Here is a 21049-nt window from a genome sequence, read left to right as displayed (position 1 = left end):
TGAATGTATAATAGCTAATATACAAGGTAAGTTGAAAAAAATCGGAGAGAATGAATGATCAAAGTTCCTCTCCGATTTTCTTATATCAGCACATTCTTTGTTTCCAATTTTTACGAAAACCGCCGAACCACCCGCATCACCTGTTCCACCGTATCGCTCAGATTCTTCCGGGCGGAGGCCGGTTCCATTGCTTCTTCCAGCGAGCAGATGGAGCGGAGAATTGGGAAAAAGGCGTCGATTCCGGCATCGTTACACTGGATGGCATCTGGGGTGACGCAGCCGGAGAAGGCGAAGACGGGCTTGCCGTATTTTTTAGCCAGTCTGGCGACGGCGATGGGGGCTTTTCCCATAGCAGTCTGTCCGTCGAGACGACCCTCACCGGTGATGACGATATCGCTGTTCTGGATGAACGATTCCAGAGAAGTTTCTTCCAGCACGATCGAGGCGCCCGGTTCCAGGACAGCGTTCATATAGCTTAAAAAGGCAAATCCGAGACCTCCGGCGGCACCCGTGCCGGGAACCATTGGATCGGCGTGTGGAAATTGCCGGGCAGTAAGGACGGCGTATGCCTGCATCCAGCGATCCATATTTACGATATCTTCCCTGGAAGCGCCCTTTTGCGGACCATAGACGGCACTGCAGCCATTTGGACCGCAGAGCGGATTGGTGACATCGCAGGCGATCCGGAAGCTGCACGCGGACAGTTCGGGAAGAACGGAGCCGGTACGGATGGAAGAAAGCTCTGACAGTCCGGCGGCACCCGGGGAGACGGGCGTTCCGTCTTCTTTGAGAAATTGATATCCCAGCGCGGAGAGCATGCCGAGTCCGCCATCGTTGGTGGCGCTGCCGCCGATGCCAATCAGGAAACGCCGGCAGCCTTGGCGGATGGCGTCAAGGATCAGTTCTCCGACACCGTAGGTGGTAGTGCGGAGTGGATTGCGTTCCGCAGCAGCCAGGAGCGGAAGTCCGGAGGCAGCAGCCATCTCGATCACCGCAAGCGGTTCGCCCTGTCCCGGTGAGGTGAGAATCCCGTAGTCGGCTTGAAGGGGGCGTCCGAGCGGATCGGAGACGGAGATGGTGTGGATCCTGCCGCCCAGTCCTTCCGTCAGGGCATCCACGGTTCCCTCGCCGCCATCTGCCAGAGGGCGCACGAAGACTTCTGCCTCGGGATAGACGCGGAGAATGCCGCCTTTGGCGGCGTTTCCGGCTTCCATCGAGGCCAGACTTCCTTTCAGGGAATCGATTGCAACCGTAATTTTCATATGAGGTTCCTCCTTTTTGGTGTTTTGGATCCGATTCATTGTTACTTTCAGATGGAAATTGAAACTTTTCTTGACAGCTATGCTTCTTTTTATTATAATACTATTGGACACTGGATACAATATTGGATGCTCCATTTTAGGAAACAAATTTGGCATTTATCTCATGTTTGAGATAGCCAGACGAGCGACAGGAGGTACCGATATGAGTAACTTAACAATCAGACCAATCAACACTGGTTTCGTGACGATGATTCCGAAACAGTATCTTTACCACCATTCTACGGTGGCATATTATCCCGATGCTTCCGATCGGGAGGAAGAATACCCAGTTTTTACGTATCTGGTAGAGGGCGGAGACAAACTGCTGCTTGTGGATACAGGCATGGCATACACAGAGCGCGCCGATAAATACCACCATCATGGATCATATCAGCCGGAGGGCATGGCGATCGCGGATCAGCTTGCAAAGATCGGATATAAACCGGAGGATATTGATATTGTAGTGTTTACCCATCTGCACTGGGATCATTGCTTCTATATGGATAAATTCACGAATGCGAAATTTTATGTAAACAAGAAGGAATACGAATTTGCGATGGATCCAATCCCGCTCTATTACAAATCATACGAGGCACCGCAGCTTGGCATTACCCGCCCATTTGAGGGACTCAAGATGGAATTGGTAGAAGGCGAGGCAGAGATCATGCCGGGGGTACGCGTATTTGAGACGCCGGGACATTCCATCGGGCATCAGTCGGTTGAGATCAACACGGCAGCGGGCAGATATATTTGCTGTGGCGATGCAATTTTCATTATGGATAATACGAAACCGATCGAAGAGATTCATTATGATATTACGCCTCCGAACCGGTTTTCAGATATTGTCTCCGCCTGGAAGAGCATCGAGCTTATCAAAGCCCGGGCAGAGAGTCTGGATAAGATTCTGACCTGCCATGACCGCGAAATGTTAGATCGGGTTTCGAAAACACCGATCCTTGGTCTTTAAGACGAAAGGCAGGTGAAAGAAGAAGTTCGTGAGACTTCGAGAAAATGGCAGTGGTTGGGGTAATTGCAAGCTGTGACACGAAATATCATGAAGTACAGTTTGTACAGAAAAAAATAAAAATGAGCGGAAACAGTCCGCTGATACTCGATGTCAGCACGGGACCGCATATTCCGATGCGCGCAGATGTCAGCCGGGAGGAGATTCTGGCAATGGGTGGTTATACCTGGGAGCAGGTGCACGCGATGGACAAGAGCGGTGCGATCGCAGCGATGACGGAGAGTATTTCCAAGATGCTGTTAAAACTCGTCGGAGAGAAAAAAATTCACGGCGTGATGGGAATGGGGGGACTGCAAAATACAGTTATGTGTTCTGCGGCGCTGCGGCTGCTTCCGATCGGATTTCCGAAGATTATCTGTTCCACGATCGCCAGCGGATACCGGTATTTTGACACGGTTGTGGGCGATAAAGATATCATGGTGGTTCCGTCGATCGTTGATTTTGCCGGTATGAACCCCGTTAATGAGGCTGTGTTGGGAAATACAGTCAGCGCCCTGATTGGCATGGTGACATATGGGGGAAAACGGATCGATACACATGGGGAAAAATATATCGCGACAACGCTTATGGGGATTACGAATGATACCGTGATGCGGGCATCCGACGAGCTGACGGCGCGCGGCAGGAAGATGATCAGCTTCCATTCGACCGGAATCGGCGGCCGGGTGATGGAGTCGATGATCCGCGAGGGCGTTATTTCAGCCGTTATGGATCTCTCACTGCATGAGATGACAGCGGAATATTTGGGCGATTACGGATACAGCAAGGGTGCGGATAACCGCCTGTGTGCGGCAGCGGAGATGGGGATCCCGGCGCTGATCTGCCCGGGCGGCATTGATTTTGCGTGTCTGAGGAAAGAGGAACTTTTAAAAGATGAGGAAGATCGGGGGTACGTATGGCATAATCAGGATTTAACACATACGCGCCTGTATGAGAGCGAAATTCTGGATATTACACACACGATCGTGGAACGACTGAATCGTTCCAAGGGAAAAACGGAGGTCATTCTCCCGATGGGAGGACTGCGGACAATGAGTTATCCGGGGGAATTTTTCTATAAACCGGAGACAATTCAGAAGATGCGTCAGATTTTCGAGGCGGATCTGAAGCCGGAGATTGTGTTTAAAGCGTATGATCTGAATTTCTGTGATCCTGAATTTGCGGATATCTGCGCACAGGAGATGGAAGCGCTGCTGAATGAAGCGGAGGGCAGCAGAAAGGAGAGCGCATGAAATATCAGGAATACAAAGAGCTGAGCGATGCGATGGAACAGGCGGCTCACAAATTTTATCAGCTCCGCTATCAGATGAGCAACGGCGGAAATCTGAGTATGCGTGCGCCAGGGCATGACTGGATGCTTGTGAAGGCGACGGATGTGGCGTTTGACGAGGTGTGCGCGGACACAATTGTTGTGACGGATTTTGACGGAAACTTGATTGAGGGCAATCGGAAACCATCCAAAGAAGCTCTTTTGCACGGTGCGATCTACCGGGAGCTCCCGGAGGTGTGCGCGATCATGCACTGCCATTCCCCATATGCGACTGCATGGGCGGATAAGCATGAGACGCTTGATTTTTCGACGCACCATTCGGAAATGAAGCTGGGCGGAAATGTGCCGGTGTTTGACACCCATTCGTATGCCGTTCCGAAGGAATATTTCCCGATGATTCTGGAAGAGTTCCGGAAAAATAAAGAGATGAATGCATTCCTTCTGCGCGGTCACGGTCAGGTGACGGTGGCAGGGACGATGCGCGAGGCAGCTTATCTGGCGGAACTTGTCGAGGAGACGGCGCAGATTTCGCTGTTGGCGGGTAGATAAGAAAAGCAGAAAAAAGTAATAGGCGGTGAACGCAGAGAGACAGGAACTGCGCTCATCGCCTTTTGTAATTATACGGCTGTCGATGCTTGGTAGGTGTTTTGTCTTTAAGAAAAATTGGCTTGGCGTCCAACACATTCGACAACATCTTTCAGATGACCGTAGATCGCCTGTTTGGTGGCGTCGATATCGCGGTTTTTCAGTCCCTGGATGATCTTTGCATGCTCGGACAGAGTATCGTTGATGCGTCCCTCCAGAGAGTAGTAGATGGATTTGAAGGAATCACATTTATTCCAGAGTCCCTGCAGGATCTCAACGGTGTCGTCGCAGCCGGAGAGCTCACAGAACCGGGTGTGAAACTGGCGGTCCAGCTGCATAAATTCCTTCGAATTATTGGAAAAATCGAGCATTTTTAAACTAATCTCTTCCAATTGGCGGATATCGTCATCACTTGCCCTGATACAGGTTCTGGCGGCGCAGTACTGCTCCATCAGGATACGGATGTCGTAGATTTCCGTCAGACGTTCCTTGGAGAGCTGGAATACGACTGCCCCACAGTGCGGTTTCGTGATCAAAAGTCCCTCTGCTTCCAGACGTTTGATTGCGTCGCGGACCGGGGTGCGGCTGACTCCAAGTGTTTTGGTGAGGCGTTCCTGGGCGATATGTTCGCCTGGCTTAAACTCACCTTGAATAATTGCATTTTTGACCCAGAGATAGACTGAGTCGGAAACGGTTGTATATTGAATAATTGGTTGTGTCTGATCCATAAACCATGGCTCCTTTTAAATTTCTTTATGATTATTATAACCGAAAAGAAAAGGAATAGCAATAAAATTGGATAATGTATCCAATCTGAAACTAAAATATTGTTTAAACTGTACAGAATGATGTTTATATAAGAAAGTTTATTGACAAAACAGACAGGTGGTGTTAGAGTAATAGTATCAAATTGTATCCAATATCCGGTGTCCAACGGAGAAGCGAAACAAAAAAGAAACGCAGAACGTGAAAAAGAGAAAAAGAAAGGAAGAAGGAACATGAGGAGAAGACGATTTGTGGCATTAGGTTTAGCAGCGATAATGGCAATGACGGCAATGACGGGATGCGGTGGAAGTTCATCTGCGAAAACAGACAGTACAACAGGCGGCGATAAAAAACAGGCAGAAGCAACCAGCGGAAAAGAAAAGATTACACTTCGAATTGGATCCGGACATTCGGAATCCAACCCATGGATCACAGCGCTGGAAGATTATTTTGTGAAAAATGTATCGGAGAGAGTCAGTGAAGAGACAAATTATGAGATCGACTGGGTTAAATCCTACGGCGGTTCTGTTATCTCCCTGGGAAATGAGTTGCAGGGCGTGCAGGATGGTCTGGTCGATATCGGATGTACGATTCTTGTATTTGAGGCATCCAGACTTCCGTTACAGGATATGGTTTACAGTATGCCGTTCTCCTGCTCCGATCCGCTGATTGTGGCAGAGACGATCAAACAGATGTATGAGAAATATCCGGAATTCACTTCGATTTATGAAGACAGCTACAACCAGAAGTTCGTCGGAATCGGTGTATCGGATCCGTATGGATTCTTCAGCACGAAAGAAGTTAAGTCTCTGGAAGATGTAAACGGAATGAAGATCGGCGCGGCAGGCATCAACCTCTCCTGGATCGAGGGCTCTGGTGCAGTCGGCGTCCAGACTTCCTTAAATGATACCTATCAGAACTTACAGACTAATGTATGTCAGGCGACGATTCAGCCGACCCATTCCTGTGTCAACTTAAAGGTATATGAGGTAGCGCCGTATTATCTGGACGCAAACTTCAACGTAGTTCCGTTCAATGCAATTACTGTCAATATGGATACCTGGAATGACCTGCCGGAGGATGTACAGAACATCATTTCCGAGGTTGGCGAGGGCTATCTGGACTATGAGTCTGAGTATATCAATACGATTCACGAAGAAGATATCAAAGCACTGGAAGAGCAGGGCTGTACCGTTACAACTCTGAGCCGTGAAGAGCAGGAAAAATGGGCAGCAAGTCTTCCGGATGTTGTCAATGGTCTGGTAAAGAGCCTTGACGACGCTGGGTACAATGGTTCCGAGATCGTGGAAGATTATTATGAGATTCTGGAATCTCAGGGTGTAGAGAGAGTACGCGACTGGAAGATCAGCGAGTAAGAAAATTGAAGGGAGCGGCTTGTCGCAGAGGAGAGTGTGAGCCGTGTGAAAAGTGCATCGGGACATACAGCGAAGGTATGTCCCGATGTGTTCAGAAAGACAGAGAAAGAACAGACAGAAGAGAGAAAAGGTGGGATGATATGTCAGTCCTTAGAAAATTAGATCGGTGTCTGGAACGTTTTTTGAGTATTATGGATGGAATTGCAGCGATCTCAGTATTTGGAATCATGATTCTGATTACAGCGGACGTTCTAAGCCGATTGATATTAAATAAACCGTTCGCGGGAACGGCGGAAATTGTCAGCAGCATTATCATTATCGTATGTTTTCTGGAGATTCCGTATGTAGCAGTTAAGGGAGCCCATGTCCGGACAACTATGCTGTATGATAAGGTCGGTGTAAAGGGAAAACATGTGATCGATATTGTAGCAGCGCTGATTGGTGTTTTGGTGTATGCATTTATTATCCGGGCAAGCTGGGGAAATCTGTTAAATGCAATTTCGATTCATGAAGCGGAGATAGCCGGATCGGTCCGTATCACAACGGTTCCGGGGCGTTTTTCCATTATATTCGGTTCCGCGCTGATGATTCTGGAATTTATCAACCAGATTATAAAGTATACGTATGAATTAGTTACAGGAAAAAGCTTTGCAGAAGGGGGGAAGGCAGAATGAGTACAGGAGCAGTAGCAGCACTTTCACTGATTCTTTTGCTGGCGCTGATTTTCTTTGGTGTTCATCTGAGCACATCCCTGATGTTTACCAGTGTGCTCAGTGTATTCCTTTTCACGGGACGTTTTTCAACAGCGATGAACGTGCTAAGCCAGTCGGCGTGGGGCGCGGTCCGGCAGTATATGTTCGGCGTTATTCCGCTGTTTGTCTTGATGGGACTTCTGGCGAACTTATCCGGCGCCAGCCAGGATTTGTATGATTCAGCCAGCCTTTTATTAAAGAAAGTCCGGGGCGGCGTCGGAATCGCGACGGTTATCGCCAATGCGATTTTCGCAGCTATCACAGGTGTTACGGTTGCGTCAGCGGCTGTTTTTACGAAAATTGCACTTCCGCAGATGCTTCGTCTGAAATATAACCGTAAGATCGCGCTGGGAACGATCTCTGGCTCTGCGATCTTAGGTATGTTGATTCCTCCGAGTCTTCTGATGATTGTCTACGGCTCGCAGGCGGACGTATCGATCGGCAAGTTGTTTGTGGCGGCGGTTATGCCGGGTATTCTGATGACGATCGCATTTATCATCGTCATTTTGACGGTCGCACATATCAAACCGGATTATATTCCGGAGGTAGAGGAGCTGACTGAGTATGAAAAAGAAAATTTCTGGAAAATTGTGCTGCGTCCGTGGCCGATTGTTCTTCTGATTATCATCTCCCTCGGAGGTATCTGGTGTGGATTCTTCACTCCGACGGAAGCAGGCGGAGTCGGTGCGTTCGGCGCTTTCCTGATTGTGATTTTCCGGAAGCGATTCAACCGCAAGGAGTTCTGGGAGACGCTTTTATCGGCAGGTTCAACCTCCGGCAGCGTCCTGATTCTTCTGGTATCGGCATCCACATATTCCAAGACGTTGTCCATGTGCGGTGTCATCAATGTACTCCGGGATCTGGTAGAAGGTTTCAGCATCCCGCCGATCGGAATCGTTTTATTATTTATCCTGATTCTGATGGTACTGGGATGTATCCTGGATTCTACTTCGATTCTGCTTTTAACGACGCCTCTGATGTGCCCGATTATGGCAGATTTAGGCTATGACTTAGTATGGTTCGGTCTGGTTATGATCATTGCGATTGAAACCGGTATGATTACGCCTCCGTTTGGCATGAACGTATTTACCGTTAAATCGTCCCTGTACGGAATGGATGGCATGGAGGGGATCACAGTCAACGAGATTTTCGCCGGTTCGATGTGGTTTTTGGCAGCGATCATTATTGTCGATTTGATTTGTATTTTCATTCCGCAGATTGTATTATTCCTGCCGAATGCGATGTAATAGGAAAGGAGAAGTGTATGGCACAGATTAAGATTCCGAAAGAGAAAGTTGCGATTGTTTTGATTGAACCGCAGAATGACTTCTTGTCCGAGGGCGGAACGATGTACGCCCACATCAAGGAGCAGCTCGCCGAGCGTCATGTCATCGCCAATCTTCAGGATTTACTGGAGAAGGCGCGAGGTCAGGTGGCAAAAATCTTTTACTGCCCGTTCCATCCGTTTGATCCGGGATTTCCAGAGCTGAAAAAGGGTGGTCCGGCGTGTGAGGGTCTGCGTGGAATCGAGATGGATATGGAAGCAGACTGGGGAACCGGCGCATGGCTGCGCGGCACACCGGGACCGGAGATTATCAAAGAATTGACTCCGCAGCCGGGTGATGTGGTGGTTGAAGGCAAGAAAACGCTAGACGCGTTCCATTCGACTGGTTTGGACTATTATCTGCGGGCAAATGAGATCGAGTATGTAGCATTTACTGGTTTCCATACCGACTGGTGTGTAGAGTCATCGGCGCGTTCGGCGTATGATAAGGGCTACCGTGTCATCGTTATCAACGACTGCACCGCGACCGATACGCAGGAAGAGCAGGATTTCTGTGAAAAATGGATTTTCCCGAAGATTGGAAAAGTCATGAACCATGAGGAATTTCTGGAGGCGCTGGAGTAGCCAGAATGTGAGCGTGGCAGAGCTTTGAAATAAAAAAACGAAAACATCCCACGGGATTGCCGGAAGTAGCAGTTTCGTGGGACTTTTTTTGTCTATCGATGAAAATGTTGATTTTACATGTTTTTATTCAATTTTACATAAATAAGATAGTTACGAAGAACTCTGCCTGTTGTGATGCAAAGTGAAAATAGATTTCGGCAGAATCGAAGCAGCGGGACTGTACGGAAAAATACATGATGGAAACGCCTCTTTGTTGGTAGATCACATTGTCGTCGGATGATCAGAAAGTGTTGTAGTTTCTATTTTCGTTGTTAAAACAACTGAAAAAATGTCCCAAAGCATGTATACTCCTTCTTGTAAGCGGCACAATACATATGAATGGCAGGAGAGACTAGAGGCATGCTTGTCCATATGCAGAGAGTGGATGCTAGAAATATGGACATGCAGTATAAGCCGGAGAAAAAAGGAGAAATGAGCGTATGAGCAGAGAGGTAAATCCAAGAAAAGCGGCAGTCATCGGGTGCGGATTTGTGGGTTCAGCAACGGCATTTACACTGATGCAGAGCCGGTTATTTTCCGAGCTGGTTCTGTTAGATGTGAATATGGAAAAGGCGGACGGCGAGGCGAAGGATATCGCGCACGGGATTCCGTTTGCAGGGCAGATGAAGATCTACGCGGGCACGTATGACGACGCGGCGGACGCGGCGATCATCATTATCACAGCGGGGGCGAACCAGAAGCCGGGGGAGACGCGGCTTGACCTGGTGCAGAAGAATACGGCAATTTATCAGAGTATCATCCCGGAGATTGTAAAACGCGATTTTGGCGGGATTCTGCTGATCGTATCGAATCCGGTGGATATTTTGACGTATGTGGCATTGAAACTGAGCGGGCTGCCGGAGAACCGGGTGCTCGGTTCGGGTACGGTGCTTGACACGGCACGGCTTAAATATGCGCTGGGCGAACACCTGGGCGTGGACAGCCGGAGTGTACATTCGTTTATCATCGGTGAGCACGGGGACAGCGAGATCGCGGCGTGGAGCAGTACGAATGTATCGGGCATTCCGCTGAACGATTTCTGCGAGATGCGCGGGCATTTTAACCACGATGCGGCGATGGACGCGATCGCGGAGAAGGTCAAAAACAGTGCTTACGAGATTATTTCGAAAAAACAGGCGACGTATTACGGAATTGCGATGTCGGTAAAACGTATCTGCGAGTGTATCGTCCGCAATGAGCGCTCGATTCTGCCGGTGTCTGCGATGATGCACGGGGAGTACGGCATCGAAGATATCACGCTGAGTATGCCGGCGATCGTGGGAATCGGGGGTGTGGAGACGCATGTGCCGATTGCATTGAGTGAGGAAGAGGCGGAGAAGCTGGTGGAGTCGGCTAAGAAACTGAAAGAGGTAGCGAAAGGGCTGATAGAATGATGCCAGATGGCTGCCGTACATTGGCACGGCAGCCCATCTGAACCAATCGGTTTTACTATAAAATTTTTTTCTATAGGACACGTCACATGAAATATGATAAGATAGTGAAAGCAATTTTCATAGAACGTCCCAATCGTTTTATTGCGCGGGTAAAGATTGATGGCTCGGAAGAGGTAGAACCGGTTCATGTAAAGAATACGGGGCGTTGTCGTGAATTACTGCTGCGGGGGGCGGAAGTGATTTTGGAAGATTGCATAGAAAAGAATCCAAATCGAAAGACTCGCTATGATTTGATTGCAGTTAAGAAGAATAAGATATGGGTTAACATTGATTCTCAGGCACCGAATAAAGTGGTAAAAGAATGGCTGATGACACAGGGGTATGATTGTATTAAACCAGAGTATACCTTTGGAAATAGCCGGATGGATTTCTATATGGAAAAAGGAAAGCAAAAATATCTAATGGAAGTCAAAGGCTGCACCCTTGAGATAGACGGAGTTGGATATTTTCCAGATGCCCCGACGGAAAGAGGAGTTAAGCATTTAAGGGAACTTGCAGCTGCGTGCGGACAAGGATATAAATGTTTGATAGCATTTGTGATTCAAATGGAAGGCATCAGTGAAGTCAGGCCGAATACGGAAACGCATCCCGAATTTGGCGCTGCACTTCATGAGGCAAAGGCAGCAGGTGTTGAGGTGCTTTTCCTGAAATGTCATGTTGGGATGGATAGGTTGGAAATCATAGGAGAAGATGAGTCTTGAGGGCAAGGTTCTAAAGGAGAGAGAAATCTATGATACGTGAAATTGAGAATAGAAGAAGTATAAGAAAATATAAGCCAGATGAGATCGAAAGGAAGTTAATTGACGAGATCATATACAGTGCTTCCCTTGCACCATCTGCTAAAAACAGGCAGCCTTGGAAATTTATTGTATATCAGGGGAAAGAAAAAGATAAACTGGTTGATGTCATGCGTCATGGTATAAATTCAGAAAAAATGACCCATGAACTTATGCCGGAATGGGCATTTGCCATACCGGATGCTGAGAATACCGTTAGAATCATGCAGGAGGCCCCATGCCTTATAGCAGTGCTTAATACCAACCAGCATACTCCATTTGCAAGCATTGAAAATGAAAAGCGAATTGTTGAAATATGTGATTCACTGTCCATAGGTGCGGCGATTGAAAATATGATTCTGACAGCAACGGGATATGGATTGGGCACCTTATGGATTGCCAATACTTGTTTTGCCTATAATGAGCTGATGGATTTTATCGGAACAGACAGCCAGTTGACAGGAATTGTTGCGATTGGCTTTGCCAATGAAGCTCCGGCTAAAAGACCAAGGAAACCTTTCGAAGAAATTGTTGAGTACAGATAGGTAAATCGTAATGAGTTAATCGTGTTATAATCAGGTTGGATGGAGAATAATCGTTATGATTAGAAAGTTGCAGAAGGTAGATATAAATAGAGTCGCTGACATATGGTTGAAAACTAATCTGAAAGCACATTTTTTTATTTCTGAACAATACTGGATAAGCAACTATGAATTCGTGAAGGAAATGCTGCCACAGGCGGAAGTTTATGTGTATGAAGATGATAAAATGATTCAAGGCTTTATAGGAATAAATGATGAATATATAGAAGGTATTTTTGTTTCTGATGAAATGCAGTCACGTGGCATAGGTAAAATATTGTTGGATTACATCAAGGATAAAAAAGACAGATTACAGTTAAAGGTATACCAGAAGAATGTCAGAGCAATGTCTTTTTATCAACGAGAAGGATTTACTATTCAGAGTGAAGAGATGGACGAATTCACAAGAGAAAAAGAATATGTGATGAATTGGGAATCGTCTGGAATTTGAATACCCATGGCAGGAGGGGATGAACCGCCTGTTTGTTTATAAGATGGAAGATGATTCCCATCGGATGTAGTATTTTGCAGCAAGAATGCCGATGAGATTCTTCACCAGAATAAAAATATCTGAAGGGAGGCTTTTGGTATGAAAAATAGAAAATACAGTCTTGTTTTTATAATGCTTTTGTGTATGATAATGGCAGTTTCAGTATTTCCGATGACAGCCAATGCCGATATGGGACCAAAGGCCTCTGTTCGGATTCAGTTTGAGCATATGGGGGATGAGCTCTGTTATGGAACTTTGCTGTCGAAGGAGAAATCTACTGGTCCGGCAAGTGCCTGGGATGGAAGAACGGAGAGTGCCCAGAAAGAGTACATGGATCCTGGTATCTGGGAGATCTTTGTGAATTACAAGGATTCGGATGGATACTATTTTCTGCAGCGGAGCTGGAAGGTAAGTGAAAGCAAAGAGCTTGCATGGACCTATTATCCGCCGGATGATTTTAAAATTCTTCTATATTATCCGGAAACGGAAACCTTTGTATCCAGTGGAATTTATGCTCGTTATGCATTTGATACGTATTATACAGTGGATATGGATGGTGTGGATATCGGTTCGATGGAATACAATGATGATTTGAGTACCAATGAGCGGATTGAGGCCTACCGTTCGTATAATTACCGGCAGGAGATGCTGGCTCTTGGGGCAAGGATCGTCCTTACTATTTTAATCGAAATGCTGGTGGCGCTGTTGTTTGGTTTCAGACAGAAAAAACAGCTGTTGATTCTGGCTGTTGTCAACATTATTACGCAGATTATCTTAAATGTGCTGCTCAATGTGATTAATTATAATTCCGGCCCTCTTGCATTTACATTTTTCTATGTACTTTTTGAGCTGATTGTATTTGCTCTGGAGGCAGTGTTGTATTGCACAATTCTTAAGAGGCTATCAGAAAAGAAAAAGGAGGATGCATATTATACCCTGTATTCCTTTGTGGCCAATCTGATCTCATTTGGTGCTGGATTATTCCTGGCGGCGAAACTGCCGGGCATGTTTTGATATAGAGATAAGTTAAGGTAACTTCTCAACGTGTTCAAATAGAAATGGCTCAGAAGAAAGTTCATCCAAAGTGATAACATCTTTTTGAGCATAGAGGAATGGATATATATGAAAAAACTTCTAACTTTTATGATTGTGTGGACTTGTTTGCTTACCCTGGCTGGCTGTGGCAAGAAGGACATGGATTATACGATGCAAAATGAGTCAAGTGTTGCAGAAAGTGTCCGGGAGACCGGTGAGGAGTCCGTATTGATTCAAAATGAGGATGCAGGGGAAGGGGAAAATGCGGCTCCTGAAACTAAGTATATCACCATTGACTTATCCGGAGTTGGGGAGATTCATCCGAAGGGAGATGCAGTTTCACCGTTAACGTTAAAAATTGTGTCGGAAGAGGAAAATGGAATCGATTTTGCGAACGAATGGTATGAAAGCAAACAGTTATCCCTTCCTATGGTCGGAAAGGAATGGAATAATTTCTATGATGACGAATATCAGTATATCTGGTCCGGGGATGCGCTGTATATTTATGAAAATATTTCCGGAAATTGTCTGTATGTGCTGGAGTATCCAACGGATAAATGGTATATCAACGGCAATAATGCCTGCCTCCTGGATGATATCTTTTATGGCATCAGTGTGACAAATGGTTACGCACAGCCGGATAGCTGCTTTATGTTTGCCTATGATCTGGAAAATAACAAGCTTCTTTGGCGAAGTGGGGATCAGACCTGCAACACCATGAATTTTATTGTAAAAAAGGACGTTATTATCTGCGGGTATGGTTTTACCTCGGAAAAGGATTATCTTTATCAGCTCAACCTTCACACCGGCGAAGTTATTGCAAGCTGGAGCTGAAAAAACAGCCGGATCTTCTGGTGCCTCAGGACAATATGCTTTATGTTCACACATACAGCTATAATTATACGATAGAAATGCAATAGGAAAGGAACAAGAACTGAATGGATTCATCTGCTTCAAAAAACTTTGAACTTACTGCAGCTGTCCTGCACATTATCGCCATGACACTTATGCTGATGGATCACCTTTGGGCGACGCTTCTTCCTGCTAGGGAGTGGCTTACCTGTGCCGGAAGAGTGGCATTTCCTATCTTCGCTTTTATGGCGGTGGAGGGGTACTTCCACACCAGAAGCTTTAAAAAGTACATCCTTCGGATGCTGCTGTTTGCAGTGCTTTCAGAAATTCCCTTTGATTTGATGTACGGCGGTACCTGGTTTTATCCGGTTCACCAGAATGTCCTCTGGACATTCCTGTTGGGCCTTTTAGGTGTCTGGCTTATGGAACAGGTACGGAAAAAAGGAAAAACCTGGATGTATCTGCTGGTGTGCGTTTTGGTTGTGCCGGCAGGTCTGGTACTGGGAACTCTTTGCATGGTGGATTACTACGGGGTCGGTGTTCTGACGGTATTTGTGTTCTATTTCCTCCATGGGCGGAAATGGTGGTGCTTCTTGGGACAGCTGGCTGCCCTATACTGGCTGAATGTGGAACTGCTGGGCGGTCTGATGTATCCGGTTCAGCTCTTTGGCATGGAATTTGAATTGTGCCAGCAGGGGCTTGCGCTTCTGGCATTGATCCCCATCTGGCTGTACCGCGGCAGACAGGGCTACCACAGTAAACCATTCCAGTATCTCTGTTATGCATTTTATCCAGTTCATATGCTGCTGCTTGTGGTGGTACTGAATTTCATCAACCGATGATAAAATTTTACAATCACCGCCATTCATGGTATCATAACAGGTAGTAAAATTGCCTGTGAATACCTTGAATGGCGGTGATTTCCGTCAGTCGGTTTACCGGGCTATCCGTCATGGTCTGATGCAGGCACATTCGATGCTTTTGGAGCCATTTTATGCATTTCATCTGACGATACCGGACAAGATGGTAGGACGTGCAATGACGGATCTGGAACGCCGGTTTGCGGTTTTTGAAGGACCGGTTCTGGAGGATGGACAGGCGATACTTACCGGCCGTGCACCGGTTTCATGCCTGGATGGATATGGACCCTGCCATAATGAGGAAGAGGTCATCGAAGCAGCCGGTTATGATCCGGATGCGGATTTGGCAAACCCAAGCGGCTCGGTCTTCTGTTCCCACGGAGCCGGTGTCTACGGTGAGACTGCCGCACACCGGAAAGAGTCAGCTGCCGGTGCCGCACAAAAAGGCGGAAGCAGCCAGGGAGAAGCGGACATAAGAATTATCTGCTGGATGGAGTATCGGAAGAACTGCTGAAGCAGATGAAAAAAAAGGAAGAATAGAGGCTCAAAGCATCTTCAGAGCTGAATTTGGAATACCCAGATTCAGCTCTGAAGATGCTTTTATTTTACATAGATACTTATGAATTTTACATAAATTAGATAGTTGCACTCTCTTAAATTTGTTATTCTGCTCTGGAAAGCTTCCCGGGGGAGCTTTCCGAGAGCAGGTATTGATTTGGGCGGGGTTACCTATTTGTTTAGTATCCCGCAGAAGGAATGCCGATGGCGTTCTTGAAATTTAAAAGGAGAGACAAGTTTGACATTTAAGGAAATATGTAAAAATGAAGAAATTAATGCCTATTTAAAGAAAGGTGATGAAAATCTGGGACAGCTTGGGTATACCGATCATTCCCAGGCTCACTGCGTACAGGTGGCGCGTCAGGCAGGAAAGATACTGGAGCGGTTCGGATATTCAGACCATGAGATAGAGCTGGTAAAGATAGCCGGATATATGCATGATATCGGCAATGCCATCAATCGCACCCATCATGCGGAGTACGGGGCCCTTCTGGCAAATTCTTTACTGAAGGAGATGGATATGCCGCTGGATGACCGGATTACGATTATATCGGCCATTGGCAACCATGATGAGTCCACCGGAAGTCCGGAGGATGTAATATCCGCAGCTCTGATTATCGCTGATAAGACGGATGTACGAAGAAGCCGTGTTCGTGAAAAAGAGAGAGCCGCTTTTGATATCCACGACCGTGTGAATTATGCGGTAACAGAGTCCAAACTTAAGATTGAAAAGGATCGTTCAGTTATTGCCCTGAATCTTCAGGTAGACGAAAAGATATGTTCCATGTATGATTATTTTGAGATTTTCCTGGGAAGAATGATGCTTTGCCGGAAGTCGGCGGAGATACTGGGAACGACCTTTAAGTTGACTGTAAATGGACGGAAGGTGCTGTAAAAATCAACGGTGAATGAATGGAAAAATGCTTAAGGTGTTTTTGAATATACAATTATAAATGAGGCGAGAAGTGCAGTGACGAGAAGCACTTCTCGCCTTATTTTAGTCATATGATGCCGGAAAAGACTGAAAATCTTGTTAAAAACGACAAATACATTAAACATACAGACAAAAATGCGATTATAGATTTGTACACTGAGCACAATGAAAAATAATACAAGGTTTTATAAAATAATTGCAACAAGAAAATATTTACAGCAAGGAGGAATGGGAATGGATTATCAGAAATTTGTAAACAATGCTAGTTTTACAATCTTTGTTGCCGTTGTTTTGGTTTTAGTTACCATTGTCTGTATCATTTTTTTGAAAAATGGTTGGAAAGAAGCAGAAAGGTTGGGAGTAAGCAAGGAAGAGCTAAAAAAAATTGTTATTAATTGCATTGGAATCAGTTTGGTTCCATCTATCCCGATTGTGCTTAGCGTAATCGTAATGGTTCCAGTTCTTGGTGTAGCATTGCCGTGGCTTAGGACTTCTGTTATAGGCTCAGCAAATAATGAATTAATTTCAGCAACAATGGCAGCAGAAGCAATGGGAGTTGAGTTTACATCGACGACAATGACGATCGAGGCATGGATTAATGCTGCATGGTCGATGACATTAGGATGTTCAGTTGCATTGCCAATTGTCTTAGTGGTTTTAAAACCAGTTTGTAAAACCTATGATGTTTTCCGAAAAAAGGATAGCCGTTGGATTGGTATTTTCAGTCTTTGTGCATTAGTTACAGTAATTGCTGCGTTTGCAATTAATAGTGGAAAGAAAGGAATTGTTCCGAGTCTGGTTATTATTGGATGTTTTCTGTTTTCATATGTATGTAATTTGGCAGCGAAAAATCCAGCACTAAAATGGTTGAAAGATTATGCTTTTCCGTTAACAATTTTATTTGGATTAGTATTATCAATGATTATAACACCGCTCTTAGCATAATTAGGAAAGGAGTGAAGTCTAATGACTGATTTTGAAAAGAAAATGCATCATGATGGAAGATTATATGGATGGGCAATGTTGATTGCAATCTGCGCATTTCCGTTTTTTGCTTCAGTACGTTCTGGAATATGGCCGGATTTTAAAATAATATGGCCAGGAGTTTTAACAATGTGGATTTTGATGGCTTCATATGTTTTAAGTGAAATGATTGCTTTTCCACCTATTTTAGGACCAGGAAGCCTTTATTTGACTTATATTACCGGAAACCTGCAGAATCAGAAAATTCCTTGTGCGTTGTCAGCAATGAGTATAGCTGGTATAGAAGCTGGAAGTGAAAAAGCAAATGCTGTATCAGTTGTGGCAGTGGCAGTATCCAGTATCACGACAACGGTAATTATTGCCTTGGGAATCGTTTTGATGCAGCCATTGACCCCATTGTTAAATTCTTCAGTTCTAGCTCCGGCATTTAGTAATGTCGTTCCTGCAATATTTGGTGCTTTAGCTGGACTATGGCTTTTAAAAGAATTCAAGGTTTCAGTTGTTTCAGTCGTTCTTTGCTTATTTGGAATATTAGTATTAAAAATTGATCTTCAGTGGGTATTGTTAGGAGGAATAGCGCTTACAATTATTATTGCCAGATTCATGTATAAAACAGGTATTATAAAACAGGAATAAAAATGGAGGTGAAGGATTAATGAGTACTTTATTATTTAAACATGTGAATGTAGTTGATGTTCGAAATCAGCAGATACTTTCTGATGTGGATGTTTTGATCAAAAATGAAAGAATAGAGAAAATGGAAAGAGATATCAAGAGTTCTGCGGAGCAGGTAGTAGACGGTGAAGGAAAATATTTATCACCAGGAATTATTGATATGCATGTACATAGTACATGGGACGGAAGCGCTATTTCAGAAGATATGGATGAAATGTACGGTCCATATCAAGCTTTTTTGAGAAGTGTACATAATGTTGAAAATTCTTTAAAAAAGGGAGTTACAACCATACGAGAAGTAGGAAGTCCTAAGGATTTATCAATTGAAACGGCGTTTGCAGTTGAAAAGGGATGGATTAAAGGTTCGAGAGTTATTCCATGCGGTTCTGCAATTCAGAGTATATATGGACATGTTCCATCAATTGGAACGATTGCAAATACGAAAGATGAACTTTTGTATGCAATACGGGAAAAAAAGACTTTGTTTGTAAAAAAAGGAATCCGTTGCCAGTGGATTAAAATTATGGATACTGGTGGTGCAGCTGGCTTGGAAGATGTTGGACCAAGCATGTACGATTTAGATCAGCTTAAATTTATTGTTCATGAAGCACATCGTCTTCATATGAAGGTTGCTGTTCATGCAGTTTCGCAGGAAGGAATTATTGAATGTATCAAGGCAGGAATTGATACGATTGAACATGGACCGGACATTCCGGATGAGTATTTAGACATGATGAAAGAAAAAGGACTAACTTTGGTTCCAACATTGGCTATTTATAAAATATTATCGGAAAACAAGGGTGTGTTAAGTGATTTTATGGTGGAACGTTCTGCTCTTGTAACAAGACAGCAGAAAAGCACTTTTGTGAGAGCAATGGAAAAAGGGGTGAAGATTGCATTAGGAACGGATGCGGGTTCTCCGTGCTTTGGTTCACAGCCATCTGCATTTAAGGAAATGCTAGTTATGCAGGATTATGGAATGCCTCCAGAAAAGATTATTTCTTCTGCAACGTTAACATCGGCAGAAGTATTAGGGATGTCAGAAGAAATTGGAACGATTGAGCCAGGTAAGATTGCTGACTTAGTGCTTTTGGGAGAAAATCCATATACTAATTTGAAAGCATACACGGATTGCTTGATTCAGGTATACAAATCAGGAGAAATGGTTTAAGATAAAGACAATTAAAGCTGGAACTAGAGAGGTGCTGCGCTTGTAGTGCCTCTTTGCTAATTGTAGAAGTAGGTGAGAAAATATGAAGCTTTCCGTTTTGATAGAGGCATTATCAGCTGAGAATGTAGAAGAAATTCACATAAAAGATATGTCTCAGAACATTTGCCAAGTCTGTAATCTTTCATTGACGTCTGTAGCATTCACAAAAAATATTATTTATGTGGTAACAGCTCCGGTATTGTTAGAGGTAGGAGATGGCTGTCTGGAAGCCCCATCTATATTTATTCTTTTAGGAAATTTGAATGATTTTATTGATATGCAGAAACCAGAGAATTATATAATATATCAGAGTGATGCTCCGGGAGAAGTGTTTACAGCACTTTTATCGAAATTAAATTTGGAAAGTCGTATCTTGGAGGCAGAATTGGCGATCAGTCGTGCTTTGTTTGATTGTACGTCTATAAAGGATTTATTGGATGTTGCTGCTAGTATCCTTGGAAATCCTATTTTATTACAAGATTTTACAACAAGATTATTGGTACATTCGGCAAATGAAGTAATGGCTGCAGATGACGAGATATTAAATAGTGTATTTCGAATGGGATATGTGACAAGTGAACTATTTCAAAAATACGATTACGCTAACGTTCTGGAGCAAATAAAAAATACACCGCAGACGTTTCTTTTGAAATCACCAAAAAAAAGAGAACGTTTGATTTGCCGTTTGATTGTAAATCGAAGATATTTTGGCTGGTTTTTAACGGTGGCTTATAATCATCCGTTCAAAGATAGTGATATCGAAATTATGAATTTTTTGTGTGGAGCACTTCAACTATTTCTTGAAAAAGAAAATATTTTACCTAATACAACACGAAGTGAAAATCTATTGCAAGAATTAATTCAGGATGCAAAATACTCAGAAGCAGAGTTCAAAAAACGGGCAGAAGGTTTTTCGTGGATGCTTCATGATCATTACTATATAATTGCTATTTCTGATAAAACAGGAAAGGCAGAGTCACGAATGATGATGTCATATAGAAATCATTTGTCGCTGATTTTCCCTGAAGCCATTATTCTTGAAGTCAATAGAAAACTGATTTTATTTTTTGATACAAAAGAGGTTGGAATATGCTTGAATGTGTTGGAAGCATTTCTGGAAAAATATGATTTGCTAGCAGTATGCAGCAATCAATTCCATAAAATTACAGATTTTGCATATATTCTTAATCAACTATTAATGGTTATAGGACTTGAAAAAAGTCTGCATTTTAATAAAAGCCTGATTCATTATCAAGATTATATTATGTATTGTGCTATAAAGAAGATTGGAAGGGAAGGACATATCCAATACTTTTGTATGCCTGAATTACTAGAGGTATTTAGATATGACCACAAATATGGTACTTCATTTGCATATTCTAAAAGAATTGCTTTAGAACTTGCTAGTGTAACAGCAGCTGCACAGAAATTGGGAATTCATCGAAATACAATGGAATATAGATTAAGAAAATTTAATGACTTATCGGGAATTTCAAACTATACGGCAGATATTGTAGAAAGATTGCTATTTACATATAAAATATTGGATTTATATCCAGAAATACTAGAAGAAAAGGATATTTTGTGAGGGAGGAAAAGACAGGACGTGTTGCAATAAA

General features: G+C 44.2%; 21 protein-coding genes and 1 pseudogene. 20 read left to right on the top strand and 2 right to left on the bottom strand.

What is annotated here, in order from left to right; genetic code table 11:
* Window positions 1–110: 110 nt before the first annotated feature.
* Entirely contained in the window at window positions 111–1262 is a 1152-nt protein-coding gene (locus DW085_RS05495; protein ID WP_118491709.1) for a glycerate kinase, read from the bottom strand.
* Window positions 1263–1464: 202 nt separating this feature from the next.
* On the opposite strand from DW085_RS05495, the gene DW085_RS05490 reads away from it, so the two are divergent.
* The 3 genes from DW085_RS05490 to DW085_RS05480 are packed head-to-tail and all read left to right on the top strand — an operon-like array spanning window position 1465 to window position 4144.
* Entirely contained in the window at window positions 1465–2268 is an 804-nt protein-coding gene (locus tag DW085_RS05490) for an N-acyl homoserine lactonase family protein (RefSeq protein ID WP_118471352.1), read from the top strand.
* A gap of 44 nt (window positions 2269–2312) precedes the next feature.
* A complete protein-coding gene (locus DW085_RS05485; RefSeq protein ID WP_118471350.1) occupies window positions 2313–3557 on the top strand; it encodes a Tm-1-like ATP-binding domain-containing protein in 1245 nt (414 codons plus the stop codon).
* Entirely contained in the window at window positions 3554–4144 is a 591-nt protein-coding gene (locus tag DW085_RS05480) for a class II aldolase/adducin family protein (RefSeq protein WP_118471348.1), read from the top strand. The genes DW085_RS05485 and DW085_RS05480 overlap by 4 nt, the downstream gene beginning before the upstream one ends.
* Window positions 4145–4248: 104 nt before the next feature.
* On the opposite strand, the gene DW085_RS05475 is transcribed toward DW085_RS05480, so the two are convergent.
* On the bottom strand, window positions 4249–4908 hold the full coding sequence (locus DW085_RS05475; RefSeq protein ID WP_107000626.1) for a GntR family transcriptional regulator: 660 nt from the start codon (window positions 4906–4908) through the stop codon (window positions 4249–4251).
* Window positions 4909–5196: 288 nt separating this feature from the next.
* On the opposite strand from DW085_RS05475, the gene DW085_RS05470 reads away from it, so the two are divergent.
* The 17 genes and pseudogenes from DW085_RS05470 to DW085_RS05390 all read left to right on the top strand — a co-directional run bounded on the left by DW085_RS05470 (window position 5197) and on the right by DW085_RS05390 (window position 21018).
* The gene (locus DW085_RS05470) at window positions 5197–6321 is read left to right on the top strand and encodes a C4-dicarboxylate TRAP transporter substrate-binding protein (RefSeq protein ID WP_227589777.1); all 1125 of its coding nucleotides are present in this window, start codon (window positions 5197–5199) and stop codon (window positions 6319–6321) included.
* Window positions 6322–6461: 140 nt separating this feature from the next.
* The gene (locus DW085_RS05465) at window positions 6462–6995 is read left to right on the top strand and encodes a TRAP transporter small permease (protein ID WP_107000625.1); all 534 of its coding nucleotides are present in this window, start codon (window positions 6462–6464) and stop codon (window positions 6993–6995) included.
* Complete coding sequence (locus DW085_RS05460; protein WP_022359989.1) at window positions 6992–8320, top strand: TRAP transporter large permease; 1329 nt, start codon at window positions 6992–6994, stop codon at window positions 8318–8320. The genes DW085_RS05465 and DW085_RS05460 overlap by 4 nt, the downstream gene beginning before the upstream one ends.
* Window positions 8321–8337: 17 nt before the next feature.
* Entirely contained in the window at window positions 8338–8982 is a 645-nt protein-coding gene (locus tag DW085_RS05455) for a cysteine hydrolase (protein ID WP_022359990.1), read from the top strand.
* 479 nt (window positions 8983–9461) lie between these two features.
* Complete coding sequence (locus DW085_RS05450; protein WP_022359991.1) at window positions 9462–10415, top strand: L-lactate dehydrogenase; 954 nt, start codon at window positions 9462–9464, stop codon at window positions 10413–10415.
* A gap of 86 nt (window positions 10416–10501) precedes the next feature.
* Window positions 10502–11176, top strand: a complete 675-nt coding sequence (gene sfsA, locus DW085_RS05445) for a DNA/RNA nuclease SfsA (protein WP_118491707.1) — start codon at window positions 10502–10504, stop codon at window positions 11174–11176.
* 29 nt (window positions 11177–11205) lie between these two features.
* Window positions 11206–11796 carry a nitroreductase family protein gene (locus tag DW085_RS05440; RefSeq protein WP_107000623.1) on the top strand — a complete coding sequence of 197 codons (591 nt, stop codon included), beginning with the start codon at window positions 11206–11208 and terminating at the stop codon, window positions 11794–11796.
* A gap of 55 nt (window positions 11797–11851) precedes the next feature.
* Window positions 11852–12283 carry an N-acetyltransferase gene (locus tag DW085_RS05435; RefSeq protein WP_118491706.1) on the top strand — a complete coding sequence of 144 codons (432 nt, stop codon included), beginning with the start codon at window positions 11852–11854 and terminating at the stop codon, window positions 12281–12283.
* A gap of 138 nt (window positions 12284–12421) precedes the next feature.
* Entirely contained in the window at window positions 12422–13336 is a 915-nt protein-coding gene (locus DW085_RS05430) for a hypothetical protein (RefSeq protein WP_243033940.1), read from the top strand.
* A 108-nt stretch (window positions 13337–13444) separates the two neighbouring features.
* Window positions 13445–14191 (top strand): hypothetical protein, encoded by a 747-nt coding sequence (locus tag DW085_RS05425; protein WP_118491704.1) that lies wholly within the window; start codon window positions 13445–13447, stop codon window positions 14189–14191.
* Between the two features lie 104 nt (window positions 14192–14295).
* Window positions 14296–15051 carry a TraX family protein gene (locus DW085_RS05420; protein ID WP_118491702.1) on the top strand — a complete coding sequence of 252 codons (756 nt, stop codon included), beginning with the start codon at window positions 14296–14298 and terminating at the stop codon, window positions 15049–15051.
* A 70-nt stretch (window positions 15052–15121) separates the two neighbouring features.
* A pseudogene (locus DW085_RS05415) lies at window positions 15122–15457 on the top strand (translation elongation factor G); the annotation flags it as partial.
* Between the two features lie 408 nt (window positions 15458–15865).
* Window positions 15866–16522 (top strand): HD domain-containing protein, encoded by a 657-nt coding sequence (locus DW085_RS05410; RefSeq protein ID WP_118491700.1) that lies wholly within the window; start codon window positions 15866–15868, stop codon window positions 16520–16522.
* Window positions 16523–16795: 273 nt separating this feature from the next.
* Complete coding sequence (locus tag DW085_RS05405; protein WP_181357189.1) at window positions 16796–17506, top strand: DUF5058 family protein; 711 nt, start codon at window positions 16796–16798, stop codon at window positions 17504–17506.
* Between the two features lie 21 nt (window positions 17507–17527).
* Window positions 17528–18181 carry a hypothetical protein gene (locus DW085_RS05400; RefSeq protein WP_118491696.1) on the top strand — a complete coding sequence of 218 codons (654 nt, stop codon included), beginning with the start codon at window positions 17528–17530 and terminating at the stop codon, window positions 18179–18181.
* A 19-nt stretch (window positions 18182–18200) separates the two neighbouring features.
* Window positions 18201–19391 carry an amidohydrolase family protein gene (locus tag DW085_RS05395; RefSeq protein WP_118491694.1) on the top strand — a complete coding sequence of 397 codons (1191 nt, stop codon included), beginning with the start codon at window positions 18201–18203 and terminating at the stop codon, window positions 19389–19391.
* A gap of 82 nt (window positions 19392–19473) precedes the next feature.
* A complete protein-coding gene (locus tag DW085_RS05390) occupies window positions 19474–21018 on the top strand; it encodes a helix-turn-helix domain-containing protein (RefSeq protein ID WP_118491692.1) in 1545 nt (514 codons plus the stop codon).
* Window positions 21019–21049 lie beyond the last annotated feature (31 nt).

The organism is Clostridium sp. AF50-3, from assembly GCF_003477445.1.
Taxonomy (GTDB): domain Bacteria; phylum Bacillota; class Clostridia; order Lachnospirales; family Lachnospiraceae; genus Otoolea; species Otoolea fessa.
Note: the sequence above shows the minus strand (reverse complement) of the source record. Positions and strands in the feature narration are given on the sequence as shown.

Coding starts and splice junctions, on each gene's coding strand:
- DW085_RS05395 (WP_118491694.1), top strand. CDS start 18,201: ATGAGTACTTTATTATTTAAACATGTGAATGTAGTTGATGTTCGAAAT.
- DW085_RS05480 (WP_118471348.1), top strand. CDS start 3,554: ATGAAATATCAGGAATACAAAGAGCTGAGCGATGCGATGGAACAGGCG.
- DW085_RS05465 (WP_107000625.1), top strand. CDS start 6,462: ATGTCAGTCCTTAGAAAATTAGATCGGTGTCTGGAACGTTTTTTGAGT.
- DW085_RS05400 (WP_118491696.1), top strand. CDS start 17,528: ATGACTGATTTTGAAAAGAAAATGCATCATGATGGAAGATTATATGGA.
- DW085_RS05450 (WP_022359991.1), top strand. CDS start 9,462: ATGAGCAGAGAGGTAAATCCAAGAAAAGCGGCAGTCATCGGGTGCGGA.
- DW085_RS05420 (WP_118491702.1), top strand. CDS start 14,296: ATGGATTCATCTGCTTCAAAAAACTTTGAACTTACTGCAGCTGTCCTG.
- DW085_RS05455 (WP_022359990.1), top strand. CDS start 8,338: ATGGCACAGATTAAGATTCCGAAAGAGAAAGTTGCGATTGTTTTGATT.
- DW085_RS05405 (WP_181357189.1), top strand. CDS start 16,796: ATGGATTATCAGAAATTTGTAAACAATGCTAGTTTTACAATCTTTGTT.
- DW085_RS05425 (WP_118491704.1), top strand. CDS start 13,445: ATGAAAAAACTTCTAACTTTTATGATTGTGTGGACTTGTTTGCTTACC.
- DW085_RS05440 (WP_107000623.1), top strand. CDS start 11,206: ATGATACGTGAAATTGAGAATAGAAGAAGTATAAGAAAATATAAGCCA.
- sfsA (WP_118491707.1), top strand. CDS start 10,502: ATGAAATATGATAAGATAGTGAAAGCAATTTTCATAGAACGTCCCAAT.
- DW085_RS05460 (WP_022359989.1), top strand. CDS start 6,992: ATGAGTACAGGAGCAGTAGCAGCACTTTCACTGATTCTTTTGCTGGCG.
- DW085_RS05485 (WP_118471350.1), top strand. CDS start 2,313: ATGGCAGTGGTTGGGGTAATTGCAAGCTGTGACACGAAATATCATGAA.
- DW085_RS05475 (WP_107000626.1), bottom strand. CDS start 4,908: ATGGATCAGACACAACCAATTATTCAATATACAACCGTTTCCGACTCA.
- DW085_RS05430 (WP_243033940.1), top strand. CDS start 12,422: ATGAAAAATAGAAAATACAGTCTTGTTTTTATAATGCTTTTGTGTATG.
- DW085_RS05490 (WP_118471352.1), top strand. CDS start 1,465: ATGAGTAACTTAACAATCAGACCAATCAACACTGGTTTCGTGACGATG.
- DW085_RS05435 (WP_118491706.1), top strand. CDS start 11,852: ATGATTAGAAAGTTGCAGAAGGTAGATATAAATAGAGTCGCTGACATA.
- DW085_RS05390 (WP_118491692.1), top strand. CDS start 19,474: ATGAAGCTTTCCGTTTTGATAGAGGCATTATCAGCTGAGAATGTAGAA.
- DW085_RS05495 (WP_118491709.1), bottom strand. CDS start 1,262: ATGAAAATTACGGTTGCAATCGATTCCCTGAAAGGAAGTCTGGCCTCG.